The organism is Inquilinus sp. YAF38 (assembly GCF_052113205.1).
GTDB lineage: Bacteria > Pseudomonadota > Alphaproteobacteria > DSM-16000 > Inquilinaceae > Inquilinus.
Genome location: NZ_JBFRCU010000036.1, coordinates 16,299 through 35,911 on the forward strand (window position 1 = coordinate 16,299; position 19,613 = coordinate 35,911).

General features: G+C 69.3%; 17 protein-coding genes and 1 tRNA gene. 7 read left to right on the forward strand and 11 right to left on the reverse strand.

All coding sequences use genetic code 11. The features are described from left to right. Positions 1-44 precede the first annotated feature (44 nt). The gene (locus tag AB4Z01_RS17560) at positions 45-971 is read left to right on the forward strand and encodes a LysR family transcriptional regulator (protein WP_441695836.1); all 927 of its coding nucleotides are present in this window, start codon (positions 45-47) and stop codon (positions 969-971) included. A 6-nt stretch (positions 972-977) separates the two neighbouring features. On the opposite strand, the gene AB4Z01_RS17565 is transcribed toward AB4Z01_RS17560, so the two are convergent. The 3 genes from AB4Z01_RS17565 to AB4Z01_RS17575 all read right to left on the reverse strand — a co-directional run bounded on the left by AB4Z01_RS17565 (position 978) and on the right by AB4Z01_RS17575 (position 3,296). Continuing rightward, entirely contained in the window at positions 978-1,562 is a 585-nt protein-coding gene (locus AB4Z01_RS17565; RefSeq protein WP_441695837.1) for a nitroreductase family protein, read from the reverse strand. A 79-nt stretch (positions 1,563-1,641) separates the two neighbouring features. Further along, on the reverse strand, positions 1,642-2,310 hold the full coding sequence (locus AB4Z01_RS17570; protein ID WP_441695838.1) for a glutathione S-transferase family protein: 669 nt from the start codon (positions 2,308-2,310) through the stop codon (positions 1,642-1,644). A 134-nt stretch (positions 2,311-2,444) separates the two neighbouring features. Further along, positions 2,445-3,296: a LysR family transcriptional regulator gene (locus tag AB4Z01_RS17575; RefSeq protein WP_441695839.1), complete on the reverse strand. Its 852-nt coding sequence runs from the start codon at positions 3,294-3,296 to the stop codon at positions 2,445-2,447. A gap of 117 nt (positions 3,297-3,413) precedes the next feature. Here AB4Z01_RS17575 and AB4Z01_RS17580 point away from each other — a divergent pair, with 117 nt between their 5' ends. Next, the gene (locus AB4Z01_RS17580; protein ID WP_441695840.1) at positions 3,414-3,794 is read left to right on the forward strand and encodes a tautomerase family protein; all 381 of its coding nucleotides are present in this window, start codon (positions 3,414-3,416) and stop codon (positions 3,792-3,794) included. A gap of 65 nt (positions 3,795-3,859) precedes the next feature. Further along, a complete protein-coding gene (locus AB4Z01_RS17585) occupies positions 3,860-5,356 on the forward strand; it encodes an FAD-binding protein (protein ID WP_441695841.1) in 1,497 nt (498 codons plus the stop codon). 4 nt (positions 5,357-5,360) lie between these two features. Here AB4Z01_RS17585 and gltB read toward each other — a convergent pair whose 3' ends face one another. The 3 genes from gltB to AB4Z01_RS17600 form a co-directional block, all read right to left on the reverse strand. Continuing rightward, on the reverse strand, positions 5,361-9,926 hold the full coding sequence (gltB, locus tag AB4Z01_RS17590; RefSeq protein WP_441695842.1) for a glutamate synthase large subunit: 4,566 nt from the start codon (positions 9,924-9,926) through the stop codon (positions 5,361-5,363). Positions 9,927-9,942: 16 nt separating this feature from the next. Continuing rightward, complete coding sequence (locus AB4Z01_RS17595) at positions 9,943-11,388, reverse strand: NAD(P)-dependent oxidoreductase (protein ID WP_441695843.1); 1,446 nt, start codon at positions 11,386-11,388, stop codon at positions 9,943-9,945. A gap of 514 nt (positions 11,389-11,902) precedes the next feature. Next, complete coding sequence (locus tag AB4Z01_RS17600; RefSeq protein ID WP_441695844.1) at positions 11,903-12,547, reverse strand: hypothetical protein; 645 nt, start codon at positions 12,545-12,547, stop codon at positions 11,903-11,905. A 114-nt stretch (positions 12,548-12,661) separates the two neighbouring features. Between AB4Z01_RS17600 and AB4Z01_RS17605 the strand changes: the two genes are divergently transcribed. From AB4Z01_RS17605 to AB4Z01_RS17615, 3 genes are all read left to right on the forward strand, one after another. Continuing rightward, positions 12,662-12,970, forward strand: coding sequence for a putative quinol monooxygenase (locus AB4Z01_RS17605; RefSeq protein ID WP_441695845.1), 309 nt, complete (start codon positions 12,662-12,664; stop codon positions 12,968-12,970). Between the two features lie 212 nt (positions 12,971-13,182). After that, complete coding sequence (locus tag AB4Z01_RS17610) at positions 13,183-14,721, forward strand: glycosyltransferase family 39 protein (RefSeq protein WP_441695846.1); 1,539 nt, start codon at positions 13,183-13,185, stop codon at positions 14,719-14,721. 67 nt (positions 14,722-14,788) lie between these two features. Then, a complete protein-coding gene (locus AB4Z01_RS17615; protein ID WP_441695847.1) occupies positions 14,789-15,802 on the forward strand; it encodes an alpha/beta hydrolase in 1,014 nt (337 codons plus the stop codon). Positions 15,803-15,848: 46 nt separating this feature from the next. On the opposite strand, the gene AB4Z01_RS17620 is transcribed toward AB4Z01_RS17615, so the two are convergent. Further along, entirely contained in the window at positions 15,849-16,811 is a 963-nt protein-coding gene (locus tag AB4Z01_RS17620; protein WP_441695848.1) for a complex I NDUFA9 subunit family protein, read from the reverse strand. 190 nt (positions 16,812-17,001) lie between these two features. Between AB4Z01_RS17620 and AB4Z01_RS17625 the strand changes: the two genes are divergently transcribed. Next, positions 17,002-17,077 (forward strand) — tRNA-Ala (locus AB4Z01_RS17625). Between the two features lie 343 nt (positions 17,078-17,420). On the opposite strand, the gene AB4Z01_RS17630 is transcribed toward AB4Z01_RS17625, so the two are convergent. The 4 genes from AB4Z01_RS17630 to AB4Z01_RS17645 all read right to left on the reverse strand — a co-directional run bounded on the left by AB4Z01_RS17630 (position 17,421) and on the right by AB4Z01_RS17645 (position 19,612). Further along, on the reverse strand, positions 17,421-17,591 hold the full coding sequence (locus tag AB4Z01_RS17630) for a DUF1328 domain-containing protein (protein WP_441695881.1): 171 nt from the start codon (positions 17,589-17,591) through the stop codon (positions 17,421-17,423). Between the two features lie 136 nt (positions 17,592-17,727). Beyond that, positions 17,728-18,162 (reverse strand): CBS domain-containing protein, encoded by a 435-nt coding sequence (locus AB4Z01_RS17635; RefSeq protein WP_441695849.1) that lies wholly within the window; start codon positions 18,160-18,162, stop codon positions 17,728-17,730. Between the two features lie 111 nt (positions 18,163-18,273). Then, complete coding sequence (locus AB4Z01_RS17640; RefSeq protein WP_441695850.1) at positions 18,274-18,750, reverse strand: GNAT family N-acetyltransferase; 477 nt, start codon at positions 18,748-18,750, stop codon at positions 18,274-18,276. Between the two features lie 163 nt (positions 18,751-18,913). Then, positions 18,914-19,612, reverse strand: a complete 699-nt coding sequence (locus AB4Z01_RS17645) for an ABC transporter permease (RefSeq protein WP_441695851.1) — start codon at positions 19,610-19,612, stop codon at positions 18,914-18,916. Position 19,613: the final 1 nt, after the last annotated feature.

The following is a 19,613-nucleotide window of genomic DNA, read 5'->3' on the forward strand; positions in this document are numbered from 1 at the left end:
CATTCAGCATGATCGCAGCACAATCGGCGGAACCGGGCAGGATCATGGATCTGAGGCAGCTGGAGCATTTCCTGGCGGTGGCGGAGGAGCAGCACTTCACCCGCGCCGCCCGGCGGGTGAACATCGTCCAGTCCGGCCTGTCGGCTTCGATCCGGGCGCTGGAGGAGGAACTGGGCGCGCCGCTGTTCATCCGCAGCACCAGGCGGGTCGACCTGACCGCCGCCGGCCGGGTGCTGGCCGAGGAGGCGCGGCGGGTGCTGGTGGCGGCGCAGGGCGCCCGCGACGCCGTCGCCGCGGTGCAGGGCCTGGCGCGCGGCCGGCTGGCGATTGGCACCACTCACAGCCTGGCGCCGTTCGTCGATCTGCCGGCGCTGCTGGCCCGGTTTCACGCGGCCCATCCCGGGGTCGAGATCCGGCTGTGCCAGGGCGGGTCGGACCGGCTGTTCGAGAAGCTGCGCGACAGCCGGGTGGACCTGGCCTTCGTGCCGATGCAGCCGGCGCCGCCTCCGGACGTCCGGGCCACCATGCTGGCCTGCGAGGAGTTGGTGGCCGCCTGCCGCCACGACCATCCGCTGGCGGGCCGCAAGAACGTGGCCCTGAGCCGGCTGGGCCGCGAGACCTTCGTCGATTTCCAGACCGACTGGGGCACGCGGCAGCTGGTCGACCAAGCCTTCTCGCGCATCCGGGTGGAGCGCCGCACCGGCTTCGAGGTCAACGACCTGCCGACCGCGCTCGACCTCGTCGCCCTCGGCCTCGGCATCGCTTTGGTGCCGGAGGCGCTGATCGCCGCGCATCCGGCCGACCCGCACCGCCCGCCGCTGGCGGTGGCGACGCTGGCCCCGCCCGAGATCTGCTGGGAACTCGGCGTCGCCCAGGCCAAGCGCGGTGCCGGCGACGGCCCGGTCAACCCCGCGGCACGGGCTTTCCTGGCGCTGCTGATGGAGTCGCGCCGCGTCGCCGCGGCGGCGTAAGCGTCGTCAGGCCACCTGCACCGGCGCGCCGGACCATTCGGTGACGACGTCGGACAGCGCCGGGCGCGGCCGGTCCTCCATCGGCTCGGTCGGGGTGCCGAGATAGATAAAGCCGATGATCTTGTCGGTCGCCGGGTTGTGGCCCAGCAGTTCGACGATCTGCGGGTGGTAGGCCGGCCAGCCGGTGATCCAGCTTGCGCAATAGCCCTGGGCGTGCGCCGCCACCAGGATGTTCTGGCACAGCGCGCCGCCGGACAGGATCTGCTCCAACTCCGGGATCTTGCCGGGCTGCGGCTGGTGGGTGATCACCAGCAGCAGCGGCGCCAGGGCCGGCTTCTGCCGCATCGCCTCGACCAGCGCCTCGGTGGCGTCCGGGGTCTCGCGGGCGAAGATCCCGGCCATCGCCTCGCCCAGCCGGCGCTGCCCGTCCTTGCGCAGCACCTGGATGCGCCAGGGCGCCAGCTTGCCGTGGTCCGGCACCCGCGTGCCAGCGCGCAGGATCCGCTCCAGCGCCGCCGCATCCGGCCCGGGCTCGACCATGTTGCGGGCGGGCACCGAGCGGCGCTTCAGCAGAAGATCCAAGGCATCCATGCTTCGTCTCCGATGATCCGCCGTGCAGGACGGCGCTATCTAAGAATCACTCTCAACAACACAGATAGGACGGACCGGGTCAGAAATCCAGGTCGCGGTAATGCGCCGGCGCCGGAATGCCGGGAACGTGGTCCTCCAGCAACGGCCGGAAGCTGGGGCGGGACTTTATGCGCGAATACCATTGCCGCGCCTCCGGATGGGCGTCCCAGGGCACGTCGCCAAGATAGTCGACCACCGAGAGATGGGCGGCGGCGGCGATATCGGCCAGGCTGAACTCGTCGCCGGCCAGCCAGCGCCGGGTCTCGGCGAGGTAGGAGATGTAATCGAGGTGATAGTGCACGTTGTGCCGGCCGGCGCGGATCGCGTCGGAGCTGGGCTGGCCGCTGCGCGTCACCCGCTTCATGAACTTCTCGCCGACCAGGTTCTCGGTCACCTCACGGCCGAACTTCTGGTCGAACCACACCAGCAGGCGCCGGGTCTCGGCCCGGGCCAGCGTGGTGTCGCCCAACAGCGGCACCTCGGGATGCATCTCCTCCATATACTCGACGATGACCCAGACATCGGTCAGCGTCGTGCCGTCCGGCTCGATCAGCAACGGCACCTCGCCCGTCGGGTTGAGGGCAAGGAACTCCTCGCGGCGCTCCCAGACCCGCTCGACCTTGGTGTCGCAATGCAGGTCCTTCTCGGCCAGCAGCAGCCGGACGATGCGGGATTGGGCGGAGAGCCAGATGTGATAGAGGGTTCGCATGGCGGGCGAACTCTAACCGATGCCGCCATGGTTCGGTAAGAGTCGCGTTGCGCTGCAGCGGCACATGCCACCCCCGCGCCGCGGCCGGGAACCAACCGGTGAAGCCTTGCCTTTGGTCTGGCTGCGACGGCGAGTCACGCCGCGACCGGCAGGCGGAAGGCGGCGGCGAGGCCGCGCAGGGCGCCGGCGAGCCGAGGGTCCGACAGGCGCGAATGCAGCATCACCTCGCTTGGCGCCAGGGCCGGCAGACCGAGCCGCGGCCCGACATCGGCGGTGCCGGGCGGCGCGGTCCGGCGGGCCAGAGGCGAGACGCCGAGTCCCGCCACGGTCGCCGCCGCCACCGCGGCGCTGCCGCCGCCGATGAAGGCCTCGACCCAGGCGATGCCGGCGGAGTCGAGCGCGCGCAGCGCCACGGTCCGCATGCCGCAGCGGGCCGCCTGCGTGACCAGCGGCAGCGGGTCGCCCGGGCGATGGTGCCAGCCGGTGGCGGCGAACCAGCCGAACTCGTCGCGGAACAGCGCCTCACCGTCGCGGCGGCCGGCGTCGCGGCGGACGATCACCGCGTCGAGCGCGCCGGTGTCGTAGTCGGCGAGCAGGTCCTGCGACAGGCCCAGCCGGACCTCCAGCGCCAGGCCGGGCCCCTGCCCCGCCACCCGGGCCAGCAGCCCCGGCAGCTCCGGCCCCGCGACATGATCGCTGATGCCCAGCACCAGCCGCTGCGGCCCGGCCGAGACCGCGGCGATCGCGTCGTCCTGCGCCTCCAGGAGCCGCCGGGCGCGCGGCAGGAAGGCCTCGCCCTGCGGCGTCAGCCGCACCAGCCGCGGCGTGCGCTCGAACAGCCGGGCGCCGAGCCGGTCCTCCAGCCGCTTCAGCCGCAGGCTGATGCCGGACTGGGTGGCGCCGAGCGCGTCGGCCGCCCGGGTGAAGCTGCCGTGATCGGCCACCAGGACAAAGGCGTGGATCGCATCGAGGTCGAGGGCGCGCATCGCATCATCATTTCAAATTGAAATCATTGATAGTGATATCGAGTTCATTCCGAAATGATCAAGGGCGAGCTACATAGAGGTTACCGCGGCTCCTGCCGCCCGACCTCGGAGGATCCCATGCCCCTCGTCCGCATCTCGCTGCGCAAGGGCAAGTCTGCCGCGCATATCGCCGCCATTCGCGACGGCGTCTATCTGGCCATGCGCGAGACCTTCAACGTGCCGGAGAACGACCGCTTCGTGCTGGTGCACGAGCATGACGAGACCGGCTTCGACTACGACCCATCCTATCTCGGCATCGAGCGGACGAACGACCTGGTGTTCGTCCAGATCACCGTCAGCAACACCCGGACGATTGAGCAGAAGCAGGCACTGTACCGCCGCATCGCCGACCGGCTGGCCGAGAGCCCCGGCCTGCGCCGCGAGGACGTGTTCATCAACCTGATCGAGGTGGCGAAGGAGAACTGGTCCTTCGGCAACGGCATCGCGCAATACGTCTGAGCTTCGCCATAATCCCACGCCTGTCCCGGTAATACTATCGCCGGCAGGGGACGATGCGGGGGATCATGGCCAGGAGGGGATCGACTCGGCGGCGCGTGCTGGCGACCGGCGCCGTGGTGTTGGGCTCGGCGGCGCTGGGGGGTATCGGCGGGGCTTGGCTGCAGCGGTTGTCCGATGAGTCCAGGCTGCCGCCCCTTGCCCCGCCCCGGACCCTGCTGGACGATGCCAGCGGCCTGAACCCGACGCCGGTGCGCGGCGTCGCATTCGCCGAGGCAGCCCCTGACGCGGCGGCGGCGCGGCTCGCGCCGCTGCTGCAGCGGATCGCGGCCGGAGCGGAACCGGCCCTGGCCGTGTCCGGCGCCCGCCACTCGATGGGCGGGCAGAGCCTGCTGCGCGACGGCTGGGTGCTGGACGCCCTGCCGCTGAACGAGCTGGCGATCGACGCCGAGGCGCGCACGATGCGGGTGGGCGGCGGAGCGCTGTGGCGCGACATCGTGCCGGCGCTGAACGCCACCGGCTTCTCCCCCGCCGTGATGCAGTCGAACAACGACTTCAGCATCGGTGGCACGCTGAGCGTCAACGCCCATGGCTGGCACGCCAACAGCCCGCCGGCCGCGAGCACGGTGCGGCGGCTGCGGCTGCTGACCGCCGATGGCATGGTCATGGACTGCGGCCCTGGGGACGAACTGTTCGGCCTGGCGCTGGGCGGCTACGGGCTGTTCGGGGTGATCCTGGAGGCCGAGATCGTCATCCTGCCCAACGCGATGTATGTGCCGGACTTCGCCGCGATGCCGACCAATGACTACGCCGCGGCCTTCGCCGAGCGGGTGGCGGCGCCGGGATCGCCGGTCGAGATGGCCTATGGCCGGCTGTCGGTCGATCCGGGCAGCCTGTTCGAGGAGGCGGTGCTGGGCTGGTACGTGCCGGTGCCGGAGACCCGCGGCGCCGTGCTGCCCCTGCCTGCTTTGGACCATGGCGGGCTGCAGCGGCTGGTGTTCCGCAACGCCGCCGGCAGCGACACCGGCAAGGCGCTGCGCTGGTGGCTGGAACGCGAGGCCGGGCCGTGGCTGGCGGAGCGGACCAGCCGCAACAGCCTGCTCAATGAGCCGGCTTCGGTGTTCGCCAACCGCGAGCCCGGGTCGACCGACATCCTGCACGAGTACTTCGTGCCCCGGGCCCGGCTGTGGGACTTCGCCCAGGCGGCCCGCGCGGTGATCCGGCGCGACCAGGGCAACCTGCTGAACGTCACGGTGCGCGACGTCCGCCGCGACGACCGTAGCGCCCTGGCCTATGCCCGCGAGGACGTGTTCGGCCTGGTCATGCTGTTCGTCCAGGAAAGGTCCGTCGCCGGCGAGGAGCGGATGCAGCGCATGACCCGCGGCCTGATCGACGCCGCGATCGACGCCGGCGGCACCTACTACCTGCCCTACCGGCTGCACGCGACCGCGGAGCAGCTGCGCCGCGCCTACCCCGCCTGGGACGAGGTGATCGCGGCGCAGCGCCGGCACGACCCGAACGGTGTGTTCCGCAACGGGCTGTACCAGCGCTACGCCGTGGCCTGACCCCTTACTCCGCCGGGATCCGCAGCGCCTCGTCGTCACCATGGATCGGGTGCTGCAGCCGCGACACCATCTCCTTCGGCACCACCTGCCAGAACTTCGACCGCTCGATCGGCCAGTCATGCAGGATCGAGGCGGCCCAGGCGCTCCCGGTCTCGCGCACATGCTCGGCGATCAGGGCGCGCAGCTGGTCGTCATAGTGCCGGGTCTCAATCCGCTGCCACAGCACGCTCTCCGGATTGGCGCGGCGGGCGAAGCTGCTGTCGTCGTCATAGACGAAGGCCATGCCCCCGGTCATGCCGGCAGCGAAGTTGTCGCCGACCGGGCCTAGGATCACGGCGGTGCCGCCGGTCATGTACTCGCAGCCATTCGAGCCGCAGCCCTCGACCACCACCGTGGCGCCGGAGTTGCGCACCGCGAAGCGCTCCCCCGCCTGGCCGGCGGCAAACAGCCGGCCCGCGGTGGCGCCGTACAGCACCGTGTTGCCGATGATGGTGTTCTCGTTGGTCTTCAGCACCGACGCCGCGAACGGCCGGACCACGATGGTGCCGCCGGACAAGCCCTTGCCGACATAGTCGTTGGCGTCGCCGAACACCTCGAGCTTCAGCCCCTGCACCGCCCAGGCGCCGAGCGACTGGCCGGCATTGCCGCGCAGCCGCACCGTCACATGGCCCGGCTGCAGCCCGGTCATGCCGAACTTGCGGGTGATCATCGACGACATCCGCGTGCCCACCGCGCGGTGGGTGTTGCGGATCGAGTAGGTCAGCTGGGTCTTCTCGCCGAGCTCGAACAGCGGCCGGGCGTCGGCGATCATCTGCGCATCCAGCGTGTCCGGCACCGGGTTGCGGCCCTCGAGCGTGCAGTACATCGCATGCTCGCCCGGGTCGGCCTTGGCCAGCAGCGGGTTGAGGTCGAGGTCGTCGAGATGGGCGGCGCCGCGGCTGACTTGGCGCAGCAGCTCCGTCCGGCCGACGATCTCGTTGATCGAGCGGTAGCCGAGCTGGGCCAGGATCTCGCGCACCTCCTCGGCGATGAAGCTGAACAGGTTGACCACCTTCTCCGGCGTGCCGGAGAACTTGGCCCGCAGTTCCGGGTCCTGGGTGCAGACGCCGACCGGGCAGGTGTTGGAGTGGCACTGCCGGACCATGATGCAGCCCATGGCGATCAGGCTGGCGGTGCCGATGCCGAACTCCTCGGCGCCGAGGATGGCGGCGATCACCACGTCGCGCCCGGTCTTGATGCCGCCGTCGGTGCGCAGCCGGATGCGGTGGCGCAGCCGATTCAGGGTCAGCACCTGGTGCACCTCGGACAGGCCCATCTCCCACGGCACGCCCGCGAATTTCAGCGAGGTCTGGGGCGAGGCGCCGGTGCCGCCGACATGGCCGGAGATCAGGATGATGTCGGCATTGGCCTTGGCCACGCCGGCGGCGATGGTGCCGATGCCGGTGCGGCTGACCAGCTTGACCGTGACCTTGGCGTCCGGGTTGATCTGCTTCAGGTCGTAGATGAGCTGGGCCAGATCCTCGATCGAGTAGATGTCGTGGTGCGGCGGCGGGCTGATCAGCATCACGCCCGGCGTGGCGTGGCGCAGCTTGGCGATCTCCACCGTCACCTTGAAGCCGGGCAGCTGGCCGCCTTCGCCGGGCTTGGCGCCCTGGGCGACCTTGATCTCCAGCTCACGCGCCTGGTTCAGGTACTCGGCGGTGACGCCGAAGCGGCCCGAGGCGACCTGCTTGATCGCGGAGTTCCAGTTGTCGCCGTTCTTGTCCGGCCGGAACCGGGCCGGGTCCTCGCCGCCCTCGCCGCTGTCGGACCGGGCGCCGATCCGGTTCATGGCGACGTTCAGCGTGCCATGCGCCTCCGGGCCCAGCGCGCCCAGCGACATGCCGGGAGTGATGAAGCGCTTGCGGATCTCGGTAATGCTCTCGACCTCGTCGATCGAGACCGACTCGCGCACCGGCACGAAGTCCAGCAGGTCGCGCAGCGCCACCGGCGCCTGGTGCCGGATCATGTCGGAATACTTGCGGTACAGCGAGTAGCTGTCGGTCGCCACCGCCTGCTGCAGCATGTGGATCATCCGCCCTTCCCAGGCGTGACGCTCCTGCCCCTGGCGATAGCGGTAGAAGCCGCCGATCGGCAGCGTGACGACGTTGCTGTTCCACGCCGCCTCATGCATCTCGATCGCCTTCATCTGAAGGCCGGCCATGCCGAGGCCGGAGATGCGGCTGGGCATGCCCGGGAAGTATTCGGCGACGAGCGAGCGCGACAGGCCGACCGCCTCGAAGTTGCAGCCGCCGCGATAGGACGAGATCACCGAGATGCCCATCTTGGACATGATCTTCAGCAGCCCGTCATCGACCGCCTGCCGGTAGCGCTTCATGCAGGCGTCCAGCGATAGGTCGCCGAACAGGCCGCGGCGCTGCCGGTCGGCGATCGCCTCCTGCGCCAGATAGGCGTTCACCGTGGTGGCGCCGACGCCGATCAGCACCGCGAAATGGTGCACGTCGACGCATTCCATCGATCGCACGTTCAGCGAGGTGAAGGTGCGCAGCGACTGGCGGATCAGGTGGGTGTGGACCGCGCCGGTGGCCAGGATCATCTGGATCGCCACCCGGTCCGGCCCGACATGCTGGTCGGTCAGGACGATGTGGGTGGCGCCGCCGCGCACCGCATCCTCGGCCTCGCGGCAGACCCGGCGCAGCGCGTCGCGCAGCCCCTGCTCGCCACCCGCGCGGTCGAAGGTACAGTCGATCTCCGCCGCGGTCGCGCCCATATAGGCGCGCATCGCCTCGTATTCGGCGTTGGTCAGCACCGGGCTGTCGAGCTGCAGCAGGTCGCACTGGCTGGCATCCTCGTCGAGGATGTTGCCCAGATTGCCCAGCCGGGTGCGCAGGCTCATCACCCGCCGCTCGCGCAAGCTGTCGATCGGCGGGTTGGTGACCTGGCTGAAATTCTGCCGGAAGAAATGGTGCAGCGGCCGGTTCAGGTCGGACAGGATGGCGATCGGCGTGTCGTCGCCCATCGACCCCACCGCCTCCTTCGCGTCCTCCACCATCGGGTGCAGGATCAGCTCCAGGTCTTCCATGGTGATGTTCATGGCGACCTGACGGCGGCGCAGCTCCTCGCGCGGCAGCGCCGAACCGGTGTCCTCGCCGCCGGCGCGGATCAGCCCGTCGATCACTTTGATCCGCTTGGTCCAGTCCTGGTACGGCTGCTTCGAGGCCAGAACCTGCTTGATCTCGCGGTCGTGGTACAGGCGGCCTTCCTGCAGGTCGACCGCCAGCATCTGGCCCGGGCCGAGCCGCCCCCGCTCGATGATGCGGCTGTCCTCGAGCCGGACCATGCCGGCTTCCGACCCCGCGATCAGCAGCCCGTCATTGGTGATGGTGTAGCGCATCGGCCGCAGGCCATTGCGGTCCATGCCGCCCATCACCCAGCGGCCGTCATACATGGCCAGCGCGGCCGGGCCGTCCCAGGCCTCCATCACCGCGTTGCAGTAGCTGACGAAGGCGCGGTGCGTCGGTGGGATGTCGGCGTCGGCCGGCGTCGCCTCCGGCACCAGCATGGCCTTGACCATCGGCGCGTCGCGGCCGGCGCGGACCATCACCTCGAACACCGCGTCGAGCGCGGCCGAATCCGAGCTGCCGCCCTGGATCACCGGCTTGATGTCCTCGATCGCGTCGCCGAACACCGGGCTGGCCATGCGCGTCTCATGCGCGCGCATCCAGTTGCTGTTGCCCTTCAGCGTGTTGATCTCGCCATTGTGGGCCAGCATGCGGAAGGGCTGGGCCAGGCGCCAGGTCGGGAAGGTGTTGGTCGAATAGCGCTGGTGGTAGATCGCGAAGTTGGAGACGAAGCGCTCGTCCAGCAGGTCCGGGTAGAAGGCGGTCAGCTGCGCCGCCAGGAACATGCCCTTGTAGATGATCGACCGGCAGGACAGCGAGCACAGGTAGAAATCGGCAATCCCTGCCGCCTGCGCCGCCTTCTCGATCCGCCGCCGGATGACGTAGAGGTCGCGCTCGAACTGCTCCTCCGGCACCCCTTTGGGGTTGGCGATCATGATCTGTTCGATCTCCGGCCGGGCGGCGTTCGCCTTCTCGCCGATGATCGCCACGTCGATCGGCACCTGGCGCCAGCCGTAGATGTAGTAGCCGAAGCTGAGGATCTCGCCCTCGACCAGGCAGCGGCACTTCTCCTGCGCCTCCAGGTCGGTGCGCGGCAGGAAGGCCTGGCCGACCGCGATCAGGCCGGGCTGCGGCCGGTGGCCGACGCGCTCGACATGCTCGTGGAAGAACTGCTGCGGGATCTGGACATGGATGCCGGCGCCGTCGCCGGTCTTGCCGTCGGCGTCGACCGCGCCGCGGTGCCACACCGCCTTCAGCGCGTCGATGCCGGCCTGCACCACCTCGCGCCGCGGCTTGCCGTCGAGCGTGGCGATGAAGCCGACGCCGCAGGCGTCATGCTCCTCGGCCGGGTCGTAGGCATGGGCCTCGATCAGCCGGGCGACATTGGCGTCATATTCCTGGACGAAGCGCTCGCCGGCAGACATCGGGCTCTTCTCGGACTGGCTCATGGCTGGCTCCCCGCGCTTATTCCGCCGCGACCGCCGGAACGGCGGCCTTGGCGGCGAGGTGGCTGTGGATCGCGGCGGCGGCGTCGCGGCCGTCGCGGATGGCCCAGACGACGAGGCTGGCGCCGCGCACGATGTCGCCGGCGGCGAAGATGCCGTCGACCGCGGTCATCATGGTCTTGTGGTCGACCCGGACAGTGCCCCACTTGGTCACTGGCAGGCCCGGCGCGTCGAACAGGGTCGGCAGGTCCTCGGGGTCGAAGCCCAGCGCCTTGACCACCAGATCGGCCTCGATGGTGTGGGCCGACCCTTCGATCACCATCGGGCTCTGGCGGCCGGTGGCGTCGGCGACGCCGAGATGGATCGAATGGGCGCGCACGCCGGTGACGGCGGCATCGCCGAGAAACGCCTCCGGCGCCGCCTGCCAGACGAACTCCACGCCCTCCTCCTCGGCGTTGTGCACCTCGCGCTGGCTGCCCGGCATGTTGGCGCGGTTGCGGCGGTACAGGCACTTCACCGAGACGGCGCCCTGGCGCACGGCGGTGCGGACGCAGTCCATCGCCGTGTCGCCGCCGCCGATCACCACCACCCGCTTGCCGGCGGCGTTCAGCGTGCCGTCGGCGAATTCCGGCACGTCGTCGCCGAGGCCGGTGCGGTTCGAGGCGGTGAGGTAATCGAGCGCGGCGACGATGCCCTTGAGGCCGGAGCCCGGGGCCTGGAAGTCGCGCGCCTTGTACACGCCGGTGGCGATCAGCACCGCGTCATGGCGCGACCGCAACTCCTGCAGCGTGGCGTCGCGGCCGACCTCGAAGTTCAGGTGCAGGGTGATGCCGGCATCGGCCAGCCACTGCGCCCGGCGGGCGACGACCTCCTTCTCCAGCTTGAAGCTGGGGATGCCGTAGATCAGCAGCCCGCCGACCCGGTCGTAGCGGTCGTAGAGATGGACCTGGTAGCCGAGCCGGCGCAGCTGCTCGGCGGCGGCGATGCCGGCCGGGCCGGCGCCGATGATGCCGACGGATTGGCTGAGCTCGCGCAGCGGCGTGGGCGGCTTGACCCAGCCCTCGGCCCAGGCGGTGTCGGTGATGTACTTCTCGATCGAGCCGATGGTGACGGCGCCGTGGCCGGACTGCTCGATCACGCAGTTGCCCTCGCACAGCCGGTCCTGCGGGCAGATCCGGCCGCAGATCTCGGGCATCGAGTTGGTGGAAGAGGCGATCTCGTACGCCTCCTCCAGCCGGCCCTCGGCGGTCAGCTTCAGCCAGTCCGGGATGTTGTTGTGCAGCGGGCAATGCACTTGGCAGAACGGCACGCCGCATTGCGAACAGCGCGACGACTGCTCCTCGGCCTTCTGCCGGACATAGGGGCCGTAGACCTCGAGCCAGTCGTGGCGGCGAGTCTCGGCAGCGCGCTTCGACGGCATCTCGCCGGCGGTCTTCACGAACTGCAGCATCTTCGTCGTCGCCATGGGCGGCCCCTCGTCACACGGAGTCGAACAGCCCGCAGCGATGGGGCCGAGGCGACATTTACGGAATTCGGAAATCCATGGCGAGCAGTTTTTTGCAATTAGGTCACCTTTGTTGACTAATTGCGCGTTGTTAAGAGCCGTTCGCAGCTAGAGAGGCGTTTCGGCATGATTGTTTCAAGGAAATTAGGACCGATTCGGTATTATCGGAGAATCATGTTGATAAATTGCCTTCGCGAATGTCGCTTGTTCCGAAGGAATGGAAGGAGAAGTGCTCCCTTGGCGGGAGAGGTCGGACGTCCGCAGGACGGCCCGGTGAGGGTTGGTCCCGACCTCGACAAAATCCCCTCACCCGGAGGCGCAAGCGCCTCCGGCCTCTCCCGTAAACGGGAGAGGGAAAACCGTCCGAGACTCGTAGGTTGGGTTCGCGGCAAGCGAACCCAACAGGCCATGGCGCGGCGGCGAGATGTTGGGTTCGAAGGCGAACCCAACCTACGCGGTCGCGCCGCACCAGCGCTCAGCTGCTGTCCGGTTTCGGCGGCTTGGACAGGGGCCGGCCGGCGGAGGACTCGTCCGGCGCCAGGGGCCAATCCTCTGCAGGCTCGCGATCGGCGAGGCCGTCATCGGCCGTCGCCTCAACGCCATCGTCGCAGCCCTGCGGCTGCCGGATCGGGTGCGGCGGGCGGCCGATCTTGCGGCACACCGCCTGCAGGAACTCCTCCGGCGACAGCGTGTCGATCTGCACGTCCAGGATCTCGTCCTCGACCAGCCTCTCCCGCACCAGCTTCCGCACGCGCTCGATGTCGTCGGCGTCGTCGGGCCGCGTCACCGCCTGGACCACCGCCTCCGCGGCCTGCTCCCGGCGCTGCCGCCGGCGCTCCTGCTCGCCCGATGCCTTGCGCTTTTCCCGGCGCATCAGATAGTCGGTGCGGATCCGCTCGGTCATCGCCAGCGACAGCCGCACCGACCGGGACAGCCGCGACTGCGTCAGCCCGAAATCCGGCGTGTCCCGCCCCGCGGGCGTCCTGTCCTGCTGCCGCTCGATCATCCGCTTGGTGCGCAGGTCGGACTGGACCAGCTCGCGCAACGCATCCAGCGCCCATCCCGTCCAATGCATGTCGGAATCGGTCGGCTTGATCTCGTCGGTCTGCGCCATGCTCATAGAACGTATCATGAACGACAGCAGCCGGTAATACTACTGCAATTGGCATTTCCGGCCTTGACCTCAAGCCGGCTTGAACCTTTAGCAGGGTAGCTCCTTCATCCGGAGCCGAACATGACCAAACCCTATGTCTCGATCAGCGTGATCACGCCGAAGCCCGACCGGTTCGACGAGTTCATGGAGCTGCAGCTGGCCCAGCAGAACCGAGTCCGCGGCCAGGTCCAGGGGCTGCGTGGCGGTCGGCTGTTCCGGTCGCTCGACGGCCGCAGCGTCGTGCTGGTGACCGCCTTCGAGACCGTCGAGGACGCCCAGCGCTTCCGCCAGGACCCGCGCTTCACCGAGCACATCGCGCGGGTGCAGCCGCTGCTCGAAAGCGCCGTGCCGGGCGGCTACGAGACGGCCTACGAGATCGGGGAGATCTGACCCTCAGACGGCCGACCCCTCCCGGATCGTCATTGCGAGCGCAGCGAAGCAATCCAGGGCCGCTCGCACCGGCCCCTGGATTGCTTCGTCGGCTTCGCCTCCTCGCAATGACGGTTGGGGGCGGCCGACGGCTTACCAAGAGGTCATTGGACACTGCCCCCAACCCGGGCCTAACCGCTCGGGGCCGGTTCCATTGCCCTCCGTCGAACCCGATGTCGATCGCGCTCAGCGCCCCGCTCCGCCGTTCCGACGGCGAGACCCGCGACCTCCTGCTGCTGCTGGCGGCGCATGTCGTGCTGTGGACCGCGTTCTGCCTGCTGTACCTGGCGCCGTCGGACCTGCAGAACGACATGACGGAGGCGTTCTCCTGGGCGCAGGAGATGCCGCTCGGCACCTACAAGCACCCGCCCTTCTACGCCTGGGTGGTGCATGGCTGGTTCAGCCTGTTCCCGACCGCCGAATGGGCCTTCTACCTGCTGTCCACGGTCAATGCCGCGATCGGCCTGGCCGCGGTCTGGGCCATTGCCGGCCGGTACCTGTCCGGCCCGGCGCGGCTGGCCGCGGTGCTGCTGCTGGAGGCCCTGCCCTTCGTCACGGTCCAGTCGCTGAACTTCAACGCCAATTCGGTGCTGCTGTCGCTGTGGCCGCTGGTGATGCTGCTGTTCCTGCGCGCCTTCGACCGGCGCGACCTGGCCAGCGCCGTCCTGCTGGGCCTGGCGGCGGCCGCGGCGATGCTGTCGAAATACTACAGCGGCATCATCCTGGCCTGCTGCGTGGCCGCGGCGCTGGCCCATCCCGACCGTCGCCGCTTCTTCGCCAGCGCCGCCCCCTATGTCGCGATCGCCGTGTTCGCCGCGGCGATGACGCCGCATGTGCTGTGGCACCTGCACGCGGCTATCGGCCCGCTGCAATACATGGCCAGCAAGAGCCATTCCGACATGCTCAGGATCCTCGGCAAGGCCGGGATCTTCGTCGCCGGCTGCGTCGCCCTGCACACGCTGCTCGGAACGGCCCTGGCCTGGCTGTGGCGGCGCGGTCGGACGATGCCGACGGAGGACCGGCCCGCCGTTTCATCCACGGGCGACCGCCGGTCGCTGGCGATCTTCGCCCTCGGCCCGTTCCTGCTCACCGTTGCGATCGCGCTGGCCTTCAAGGTGAAGATCGTCACCCAGTTCGCCATTCCGATCTTCAGCCTGTCGCCGCTGGCCGCGATCGTCTGGCTGCGGCTGGCGATCGACCGGGCGGCGTTGCACCGGCTGGTGCTGGCGGCCGGCATCGGCGGGCTGCTGCTGCTGTCGGCGGCGCCGTTCGCCGGCGCCTGGACCCTGCGGCACGACATCGAGCATGCGGCCGAGCCGCGGCGGCTGGTGGCCGAACGGGTGACGGCGCTGTGGCGCCAGCAGGTCGGCACGAAGCTGGCGATCGTCGCCGGCAGCGAGAGCTATGCCCTGGGCGCCACCTTCTACAGCCCGGACCACCCGACCGACTTCACCGCCTTCGCCCCGGCCTACGCGCCCTGGATCGATGCCGACAGGCTGCGCCGCGGCGGCCTGGCGGTGATCTGCCTGAAGGACGACGCGTGGTGCCTGGGCGAGGCGGCGAAGTACCAGGGGCTCGACACCTCGCGCACCGAGTTCAGCGTCGCCAAGCGGCTGCGTGGCGTGATCGGGCAAGCCTTCGATTTCGTCGTCGTCTTCGTCAAGCCGGGCCAGACCCTGCCGACCGAGCCCATCCGGCTGCGTCCGTTCTGATCGCCCCCGGGGTGCGCCCCACCAAGACTCGGGCTAGGGTGGCGGCACAATCCAAGGGAGCGAACGCATGCGCAAGAACCACGCCGCCCCGCGCGGGCGGGTCGACAGCTTCACCATCGACAGCCAGGTGCTGCGGGGCAACCTGCTGGGCGATCCGCATGAGCGGCGGGTCGACCTCTACGTCCCGGCCGGACATGACGGGCACGGCCTGCCGCTGCTGGTCGACCTGGTCGGCTTCACCGCCGGCGGGCCGGCCCACACCAACTGGAAGAATTTCGGCGAGAACGTGCCGGAGCGGGCCGACCGGCTGATCGCCGAGGGCAAGCTGCCGCCGGTGGTGATCGCCTTCCCGGACTGCTTCACCCGGCTCGGCGGCAACCAGTACATCAACTCCGCCGCCATGGGCCGGTGGGAGGATTTCCTCATCGACGAGATGCTGCCGGCGGTGGAGGCGCGGCTCGGCTGCGGCGGGCCCGGCCGGCGCGGCGTGTTCGGCAAGAGCTCCGGCGGCTACGGCTCGATCATCCACGCCATGCGCCGGGCCGACATCTGGAGCGCGGCGGCCTGCCATTCCGGCGACATGGCCTTCGAGCTGGCCTATCTGCGTGAGATGCCGGACGTGCTGCGGGCGCTGGCCAAGCACGAGGGCTCGATCGAGCGCTTCATCACCTCGCTGGAAACGGCGAAGAAGATCCCGGATGCCGACCTGCACATCCTGATGTGGCTGGCGATGGCCGCGACCTACGACCCGGACCCGTCGCAGTTCCTCGGCATCCGGCTGCCGGTCAACCCCGACACCTGCGAGCTGATCGAGGAGCGCTGGGCCAACTGGCTGGAATGGGACCCGGCGCTGCTCGCCGACCGGCACGCCGATGCGCTGAAGTCGCTGAAGGCGCTGTACATCGATTGCGGTGACATCGACCAGTTCAACCTGGTCTATGGCGCCCGGCGGCTGCACCGCTCGCTGGAACGGCTGGGCGTGACGCACCGCTACGAGGAGTTCCCGGACAACCACTCCTCGGTCGATTACCGGATGGATGAGAGCCTGCCCTTCCTGGCGCGGGCGTTGACGGGAGGATAGCGCCGTAGGCTGGGTTCGCCGTTGGCGAACCCAGCCTACGGGTGGCTCAGGCGGCCTGGCTGTTGCCGAAGCGGCCGCCGGGGCGGTAGCGGTCGAGATAGCTCGGCAGGATCAACTCGGCCGGAGTCGGCTGGATGCCGAGATCGGCCAGCGTTTTCGCGCCCGGGGCGACGACGTTGTCGATCTTCAGCTGCAGCACCTGGTCCGGAGTCAGCGGCGGCTTCGGCAGCAGGCTGAACAGCTTCGCCTCGAACGCCGCCATGCCCCAGGACAGCGAGACCAGGCGCTTCTTCCGGCCGGTCTGCTTCAGGGTCAGCTCCATCAGCTCGCGGAAGCTGTAGACCCGCGGGCCGCCCAGCTCATAGGTCTGGCCGGCAGTGCCGTCCTGCTCCAGGCAGGCGACCACCGCGGCGGCGACGTCCTGGACATAGACCGGCTGGAACTTCGTGGTGCCGCCGCCGAACAGCGGCAGGAACGGCGCCGTGCGGGCGAGGTTGGCGAACAGGTTGAAGAAGCCGTCCTCGGTCCCGAAGACCACGCTCGGCCGCAGGATCGAAGCGCCCGGGAAGGCCGCGCGCACCGCCGCCTCGCCGGCCGCCTTGGTGCGGGCGTAGGAGGACGGGCTGTCGGCCGAGGCGCCGATCGCCGAGATCTGCACGAAGCGTGTGGCGCCGGCGGCTGCCGCGGCGCGGGCAACACGGCCGGCGGCCTCGCCATGGACGGAGTCGAAGCGCTGCTTGCCGCGCTCGAACAGGATGCCGACCAGGTTGACCACGGCATCGGCTCCGGCCACCGCGGCCGCCACCGAGCCGTCGTCGCGGATGTCGGCGAAAACGGGCACGACCTGGCCGACCGCCCCCGCCGTCTTCAGCGGCAGCGCCCGGTCCGGGTGGCGCGAGGCGACGATGATGCGCCAGCCGCGCTGGGCCAGCATCTGCGCCACATAGCGGCCGACGAATCCGGTGCCGCCGAAAAGGGTGACCGTTTTTTGGCCGATGAAGTCCGTCATGGTCCCGCCTGCGAGCCGATCAGGCCGCCCTGGCTGCGGCCCGGCCCCCTTATATCCGAGCCGCCGACGGTTTCAAACGACCGCCGCCGAAAAACGATGGAGGCCCGATCAGGCGCTTGACAAGCCGGGGGGCTGGCACGATATTCCGCGCCGTTCGCCGGGATGCCCAACCGCCCGGGTTCGAATTCGTGGGGCTGTAGCTCAGTTGGGAGAGCGTCTCGTTCGCAATGAGAAGGTCAGCGGTTCGATCCCGCTCAGCTCCACCATCTCCCTCCTGACGACCTGTGTCCCTTGAGAGGCCGATCCGATAACGGGTCGTCGTTGAAACGCTCGGTCTGATACGGCCCTCGGACAAAGAACAATCCCTATTTCATTGTCATGGCCGGACTTGACCGGGCATCCAGGGAATGTCGATGCCGCTCTGGGCGGCCCCTGGATTGCCGGGTCAAGCCCGGCAATGACAGACGTGGGATAGCCCTGCCCCTCGCCTGGAGCCCCTCAGCAGGCTATGGGCCTGCGCTTGGCGGAACGCAGTCGGGCAAGACCGAAGCGGCCTGATCGTCGCGACAACGGCCGGACACCCGTCAGGGTGCCCGGCCGTCGACGAGTCTAGGGTCGGCCGCGCCTGACCAGGCTAGCGACGAGCATGATCACGAAGATCACGATCGCGACCCAGAACAGGAGCTTGGCGCCGGCCATCGCCGTGCCGGCGATGCCGCCGAAGCCGAACAGGGCCGCGACCAGCGCGACGATCAGGAAGATGATGGCCCAGTGGAGCAGACTGCCGAACATGTCGGACACCTCGTTCTTGTGAGCCGGCCGGCCGGCGGCGCCGGCGCGGACGTTCATTCGGAGAACAGGGTCCGTCGCCCGACAGTTCCCGCTTCGCTGCGCCATCCCCAACCCTGGGACCGCGTCAGCTGGTGGTGATGTATTCGCGCAGGCTCTCGGCCTCGCTCTCGATCTCGTCGAGCCGCGCCTTCACCACGTCGCCGATGCTGATCATGCCGCAGATCAGCCCCTGCCCGTCCACCACCGGCAGGTGGCGGAAGCGGCGCTGGGTCATCATCCCCATCAGCTCGGCCACCGTGTCATCGAGGCCGCAGGTGATGACGGTGCGCACCATGATGGCGGACACCGGCTCGTCGAGGAGGGCCGGCCCCTTGTCGGCCAGGCGGTGGACGACGTCACGCTCGGACAGGATGCCATCGATGTGGCGGCCGTCACCGCTGACCAGCACGGCGCCGATGCGCTTGTCGCGCAGCAGCGTCACCAGCTGCGCCACCGGAAGATCCGGCGTGACATGGATGACGGTATTCCCCTTCACATTCAGAATGCGGGCAACGTTCATGGCGATTCCCCGATTGGTTCTGATTTCGGTCGGTTCTTGCTTTTCGAGAATCATAACACGCCCGCGCCCGACCGCGACTCGGCAGTTTCCCGCTGGTCTCGTCCGATGGATCTAGGCGCCCGGCCGATCCTTGGCCATCGCCAGCAGCGGGCCGCCACCATCGTCCAAGGGATGGAACCCCGCCCCTTCCAGGCAGCGGACGGCGCGGTGGTTCGAGCGGGCCGGGCGGGCCAGGATGCGCGCGGCCCGCCCGCCCTTCAGCAGCCGGTCGGTGTAGGCGCCGAGGAAGGCGGTGCCGAGCCCCTTGCCGACATAGCTCGGCTCGCCGATGAACAGGTCGATGCCGAAGCTGCCGGGCTCGGCGTCCTCACCGGGCGCCGCCGAGGCCGCGTCATAGGCCTGGAGATAGCCGATCTGCCGGCCCTGCCAGGCGACCAGCATCGGCTCGGCCCAGTCCGTGGCCATCAGTCGGCGGATCTCGCGGATCCCGGTGTCGGGGTCGCCCCACCAAGCCCGCACATGCGGCATGGCGAGCCACAGGCGCAGGCGCGGCAAGTCGGCGGGGCGGAGCGGCGTGAAGGTGAACATCGGCCGAAGCTTAGCAGAGCTGCAGCCCATATTTAGCTGTCATCCTCGGGCTTGACCCGAGGATCCAGGGGCTTTCAAAGCAGGTCTCGGTGGCCCCTGGATTGCCGGGTCAAGCCCGGCAATGACAGATGGGAATGGCGCTCTACTCCCAAGGACGGCGCGCTCAGTGCTTTCGCCGGCGCAGATGCGGGGTCAGCTTCCACTCCACCGCCCGGATGCCCTGCGCCACCACGAAGTTCATGGCGAGGTAGAGGATGCCGGCGGCGGTGAACACCTCGAACGGCGCGAAGGTGCGCGAGTTGATCTGCTTGGCGATGCCGGTGATCTCCATGATGGTGATGATCGAGGCCAGCGAGCTGGCCTTCACCATCAGGATGATCTCGTTGCCGTAGGCCGGCAGGGCCTGGCGCACGGCGATCGGCACGGTGATCCGCCGGAACACCAGCGACCGCGACATGCCGCAGGCCCGCGCCGCCTCGATCTGGCCGAAGGGCACGGCCTGCAGGCCGCCGCGGATGATCTCGCTGGTATAGGCCGCGGTGTTCATGGCGAAGGCGATCACGGCGCAGGGGAAGGCCTCGCGCAGCGGCCAGTCCCAGACGCCGAGCGCCTCCCACAGCGGGCGGAACTGGCCGAGGCCGAAATAGATCAGGAAGATCTGCACCAGCAGCGGCGTGCCGCGGAACACGAAGACATAGCCGCGGGAGATGCGCGACAGGATGCCGTTGCCGGACGCCCGCATCAGCGCCAGCACCATGGCCAGGACGACGCCGAGGGCGAGCGCCGGCACGATCAGCTCGATCGTCACCAGGGCGCCGCCGAGCAGCCGGCCGAAGGTGTCGAGGATCAGGTCGAGATCCATG

Coding starts and splice junctions, on each gene's coding strand:
- AB4Z01_RS17560 (WP_441695836.1), top strand. CDS start 45: ATGGATCTGAGGCAGCTGGAGCATTTCCTGGCGGTGGCGGAGGAGCAG.
- AB4Z01_RS17565 (WP_441695837.1), bottom strand. CDS start 1,562: ATGGATGCCTTGGATCTTCTGCTGAAGCGCCGCTCGGTGCCCGCCCGC.
- AB4Z01_RS17570 (WP_441695838.1), bottom strand. CDS start 2,310: ATGCGAACCCTCTATCACATCTGGCTCTCCGCCCAATCCCGCATCGTC.
- AB4Z01_RS17575 (WP_441695839.1), bottom strand. CDS start 3,296: ATGCGCGCCCTCGACCTCGATGCGATCCACGCCTTTGTCCTGGTGGCC.
- AB4Z01_RS17580 (WP_441695840.1), top strand. CDS start 3,414: ATGCCCCTCGTCCGCATCTCGCTGCGCAAGGGCAAGTCTGCCGCGCAT.
- AB4Z01_RS17585 (WP_441695841.1), top strand. CDS start 3,860: ATGGCCAGGAGGGGATCGACTCGGCGGCGCGTGCTGGCGACCGGCGCC.
- gltB (WP_441695842.1), bottom strand. CDS start 9,926: ATGAGCCAGTCCGAGAAGAGCCCGATGTCTGCCGGCGAGCGCTTCGTC.
- AB4Z01_RS17595 (WP_441695843.1), bottom strand. CDS start 11,388: ATGGCGACGACGAAGATGCTGCAGTTCGTGAAGACCGCCGGCGAGATG.
- AB4Z01_RS17600 (WP_441695844.1), bottom strand. CDS start 12,547: ATGAGCATGGCGCAGACCGACGAGATCAAGCCGACCGATTCCGACATG.
- AB4Z01_RS17605 (WP_441695845.1), top strand. CDS start 12,662: ATGACCAAACCCTATGTCTCGATCAGCGTGATCACGCCGAAGCCCGAC.
- AB4Z01_RS17610 (WP_441695846.1), top strand. CDS start 13,183: ATGTCGATCGCGCTCAGCGCCCCGCTCCGCCGTTCCGACGGCGAGACC.
- AB4Z01_RS17615 (WP_441695847.1), top strand. CDS start 14,789: ATGCGCAAGAACCACGCCGCCCCGCGCGGGCGGGTCGACAGCTTCACC.
- AB4Z01_RS17620 (WP_441695848.1), bottom strand. CDS start 16,811: ATGACGGACTTCATCGGCCAAAAAACGGTCACCCTTTTCGGCGGCACC.
- AB4Z01_RS17635 (WP_441695849.1), bottom strand. CDS start 18,162: ATGAACGTTGCCCGCATTCTGAATGTGAAGGGGAATACCGTCATCCAT.
- AB4Z01_RS17640 (WP_441695850.1), bottom strand. CDS start 18,750: ATGTTCACCTTCACGCCGCTCCGCCCCGCCGACTTGCCGCGCCTGCGC.
- AB4Z01_RS17645 (WP_441695851.1), bottom strand. CDS start 19,612: ATGGATCTCGACCTGATCCTCGACACCTTCGGCCGGCTGCTCGGCGGC.